Annotated in this window: 4 protein-coding genes and 1 pseudogene; 2 read left to right on the top strand and 3 right to left on the bottom strand. The window is 39.9% G+C overall.

The genetic code is table 11. The features are described 5' to 3' along the window. The 3 genes and pseudogenes from WS34_RS14125 to WS34_RS14115 form a co-directional block, all read right to left on the bottom strand. Nucleotides 1–120 (bottom strand): annotated as a pseudogene (locus WS34_RS14125) (N-acetyltransferase); the annotation flags it as partial. A gap of 2 nt (nucleotides 121–122) precedes the next feature. Beyond that, the gene (locus WS34_RS14120; RefSeq protein ID WP_046405615.1) at nucleotides 123–1256 is read right to left on the bottom strand and encodes a DegT/DnrJ/EryC1/StrS family aminotransferase; all 1134 of its coding nucleotides are present in this window, start codon (nucleotides 1254–1256) and stop codon (nucleotides 123–125) included. A 13-nt stretch (nucleotides 1257–1269) separates the two neighbouring features. Next, entirely contained in the window at nucleotides 1270–2241 is a 972-nt protein-coding gene (locus tag WS34_RS14115; protein ID WP_046403606.1) for a Gfo/Idh/MocA family oxidoreductase, read from the bottom strand. 592 nt (nucleotides 2242–2833) lie between these two features. Here WS34_RS14115 and WS34_RS14110 point away from each other — a divergent pair. Both WS34_RS14110 and pseB read left to right on the top strand, forming a co-directional pair. Further along, nucleotides 2834–3361 carry a helix-turn-helix domain-containing protein gene (locus tag WS34_RS14110; RefSeq protein ID WP_046403608.1) on the top strand — a complete coding sequence of 176 codons (528 nt, stop codon included), beginning with the start codon at nucleotides 2834–2836 and terminating at the stop codon, nucleotides 3359–3361. Nucleotides 3362–3516: 155 nt separating this feature from the next. Then, entirely contained in the window at nucleotides 3517–4533 is a 1017-nt protein-coding gene (pseB, locus tag WS34_RS14105) for a UDP-N-acetylglucosamine 4,6-dehydratase (inverting) (RefSeq protein WP_046403609.1), read from the top strand. The last annotated feature ends 36 nt before the right edge of the window (nucleotides 4534–4569 follow it).

The following is a 4569-nucleotide window of genomic DNA, read 5'->3' as shown; positions in this document are numbered from 1 at the left end:
ATTCGTCCCGATCACACATCCTGTCATAATATGACTGAAATGCCAGATTTTCGTTCCTTCCCCAATCTGACAATTTTCATCTATAACAGCCGTTTCATGAGCAAAATATTTCTGTTTCATAATCAGGATTTATAAAATTCTTTGATCCGTTCAATGACAAGATCCTGCTGTTCAGGGGTCATTTCAGTATGAATCGGCAGTGACAGTACGGAATAAGCCAACTGCTCAGCCATGTCCAATGATTCGGCAGCCCGTGTAATAGGCTTAAATGCTTCCTGCTGTTGCAAAGGCAATGGATAATAAATCATCGCAGGAATACCTCCCTCCTCCAGAAATTTTTTCAAAACATCCCGACGGCCATTCAGCACTTTTAAGGTGTATTGATGGTAAACATGAGTGGAATAAGGCATCTCAGCCGGAGTAATTATCCCTTCGATACCACTCAGCCTTCGGGTATAATACTGAGCAGCTTCATAACGTGCAGCACCGTATTCATCCAAATGTTTCAGCTTCACATCCAGAATAGCTGCCTGTAAGGTGTCCAGCCTGGAATTACATCCCAGTACCGAATGATGATATTTTACTTTCTGACCATGATTGGCAATCATCCGGATTTTTTCGGCCAGTTCATCGTCATCTGTCATCAGTGCCCCGCCATCTCCATAGCATCCTAAATTTTTGGATGGAAAAAAAGAAGTGCAACCGATAGTCCCCATAGTTCCGGTTTTCTTTTTGGTGCCATCTGAAAAAGTATATTCAGCCCCGATTGCCTGAGCATTATCTTCTACGACATATAAATGATGCTCGGAAGCAAATTTAAGAATAGGCTCCATATCACAGCTCTGGCCGAACAGATGCACCGGAACGATAGCTTTCGTCTTGGCAGTTAAAGCCCGCTCTATATTCTTAACGGTAACATTGAAAGAAGTATAATCCACATCGACCATAACCGGAATATACCCGAGCAGACCGATCACCTCCGCAGTAGCCACGTATGTAAAAGCAGGGACAACCACCTCATCCCCCGGTTTCAGACCGAGAGCCATCAAAGCAATCTGCAAAGCATCGGTACCATTACCACAGGGAATGACGTGCTTCACCCGGTTATATTCCGCCAGATGAAAAGCAAATTCCTTTACTTTAGGACCATTTATAAATGCGGTTGTGTCCAGCACCTTTTGGATTTCAGCATTTACCTCCTCCCGGATTTTATCGTACTGACCTTTCAGGTCGACCATATTCAATTTCATTACCATACTTTTCCGAATCTTATCTGTCCCAGCCAAAAGGATGTTTTACCAAAGGAAATTTTGCCAGCGGATGATAATCGCCTTTCAAACCGATCGGTTCTGCATTGCGAATTGTATGTACAATATTGATACAGTTACGTACTTCGTCCAAACCAAAGCCTTCTCCGGATAAAATATGTCTGTAGCTCTCCGTATGCAACTCGGTAAATCCCTGACTGAACTCAAATTCTTCTCCTTCGATCTGAATGGAACGATAAGTACGTTTTTCCCCCTGCACGGCATTTTCCGGCAGATTATCACCGTTGATACTCAGGAAATACCGAACCCGTGCTTTCTCTAAACCCAAGAAACCAGCTACCCGATCATGACTTTTCACATGTACGATATTTTCCTTCACCGGACCGAAAATCCAAGTCAGCATGTCATAAAAATGAACTCCGATATTGGTTGCTACTCCACCGCTTTTCCGGATATCTCCTTTCCAACTGGTATAATACCAGTTTCCGCGTGAAGTGATATAAGTGAGGTCTACGTCGTATACCTTGTCTTTTGGCCCCTCATCGATGCGTTTCTTCAGGGCTTTGATGGATTCGTGGAGCCGGAGCTGAAGAATATTATTGACTTTATGCCCAGTCTCCTTTTCAACTTCCGCCAGGGCATCGATATTCCAAGGATTCAATACCAAAGGTTTTTCACAGATTACGTCGGAACCCAGCCGTAAGCCGTAACGAATATGTGCATCATGCAAATAATTGGGAGTACAGATGGATACCATATCCACTTGTTTATCCGTCCTTTTCAATTTTGAACAATGCCTGTCGAACAGTTCCATCTCAGTAAAAAACGAAGCTTCAGGGAAGAAACTATCCATAATTCCGACACTATCGAATTTATCGTATGCCGCAACTAAACGGTTACCGGTATCTTTAATAGCACGTAAATGGCGTGGGGCGATATAGCCTGCCGCACCGATCAATGCAAAATTTTTCATTTGGAAATATTATTAATAATTTAGATAAGTCAAAATTGGAAAGAGACACAAAAACACTAAATATCAATTTGATGAAATATTTTATTTAAAGTGATTTTATGAAATTTTCATGGTTAAATAATCCCCGAAAAAACGCTCGTTTTTATTGGCATTTTGGGGGTCTTCTTCAGCTGTATTTCAGGTGCGCTCCTATATTATCGCCGATTCACCTCCGATACAACTTCGTTATATCTCTTATTAGGATGGGAGATAAAAGGAGAGTGAAAAGGGAAAGTTATAGTAGTATTGACTGACAGGAGCGGAAGGTCAGTGATGAAGCAGAAAGAAATGAAGAGGATGATTGGTTGTAATCCGGACTGATCAGACCCAAAATACACTGTATACTTTGCATTATTTAATGATATATTGCGTATGAAAAAAATCCATGATCGGATAAAAATGAGTTTTTCTTTTGATATTATCCAAAGAAATGAGTAATTTTGTTGCGCAAAAATAAAACTATTTTGCATTTTCATTCAAATTTCTTTCTGTCCTAATGGAAAATGGGACTTACCAGGCGAAGCTGTAAATAGCAGTTTTATTTTACAAATCCATGCTGGATAGTCTGATTACATCCAAAACCCGTATCAAGTTATTGCTGAAATTTTTTCTGAATACGTCTACTCATGCTTATTTGCGTGGTCTGGCCGACGAATTCGGAGAATCGACGAATGCCCTTCGTCTTGAACTGAACCACTTGGAAAATGCCGGTTTACTGAAAGCCGAGAACAAAGGAAATAGAAAGGTATATCATGCTAATTCCACTCATCCCCTTTTCAATGATATTCATCGGTTGGTATTAAAGCATAGCGGAATCACTCAGGTTATAGAAGAGGTGGTTGAACGGGTCGGGGACATTTCGAAAGTATGGGTACGTGGTGATTTTGCTGTCGGGAAGGATTCCGATCTGATCGATTTAGTAATTGCCGGTAAAAATATAGATGTCGATTATTTTGAAAATTTGATTCAGAAGGTCGGTAAAATAGTAAAACGACAAATTTGCTATACAATCATTTTGCCAAAACAAGAAGCCGAATACTTTATACCCGGTGAAAATAAATTGTTGGTCTGGACAAAATAAATCTAAAACAGGGTAATCAGCAGTTTTTCCACCAATAAAAACGAGCGTTTTTCCGGAAGATTCATTCACTTTATAATACACTTTAAGCTGATTGCCTTAAACATGTTATAATTAACATCTTACCGATAAAATATTTATAATAAAATTATATAGCGATGCTAAACAATAAATCAGTTCTTATTACCGGAGGTACAGGTTCCTTCGGTAAAAAGTTTGTAGAGACTATATTACGGGATTATCCGAATGTCAAAAAAATCGTTATTTACTCCCGGGATGAGTTGAAACAATTTGAACTAAAGCAAAAATATCCGGAAAAAGATTATCATCAATTACGTTTCTTTATCGGGGATGTACGGGATGGAGAACGTTTGAAACGCGCTTGCGAAGGCATTGATGTCATTATTCATGCAGCGGCAATAAAACAAGTAGATACAGCGGAATATAATCCGGATGAATGTGTAAAAACCAATATACATGGAGCTCAGAATGTCATCAATGCAGCACTGGCAACTAACGTAAAACATGTTGTAGCATTGTCAACCGATAAAGCTTGTGCACCTATCAATTTATACGGAGCGACAAAATTATGTTCCGATAAATTATTCGTTGCCGCCAATAATATAAAAGGAAGTCGTGATTTGCGTTTTTCTGTAGTACGTTATGGAAATGTAATGGGTTCCAGAGGATCTGTCATTCCTTTTTTCATCGACAAACGCTCCAGTGGAGTCATTCCGATCACACATGAAGAAATGACACGATTCAATATCTCCCTACAAGCAGGTGTCGATTTGGTTATGTTTGCAATCGGACATCACCTGGGCGGAGAAATTTTCATACCCAAAATTCCTTCCTATAAAATCATAGATGTCGCTAAGGCAATTGCCCCGAATGCAAAAATCGAAGTTGTGGGAATACGTCCCGGGGAAAAATTGCATGAAGAAATGATAACAGCGACCGACGCGATGAATACTATAGACTTGGGACAATACTACGCAATTCTTCCTTCCGTCTCATTCAATCACACTCGTCAGGAATATATAGACCATCATCAAGCCGTACCCGTTGCAAAAGATTTCCATTATAGTTCCGATAAAAATACAGATTGGGAGACAGTTGAAAGTATGCGTGAGAAAATCATAAAATATGTTGACCCGGATTTTACTGTAGAATAATGAAGATATTAGCAATCACTCAAGCCAGGTATGGAT

This window comes from Odoribacter sp. N15.MGS-14 (assembly GCF_000980245.1).
Lineage (GTDB): Bacteria > Bacteroidota > Bacteroidia > Bacteroidales > Marinifilaceae > Odoribacter > Odoribacter splanchnicus.
The sequence above is the reverse complement of the archived record's forward strand: the minus strand, read 5'-3'. Positions and strand labels throughout refer to the sequence as shown.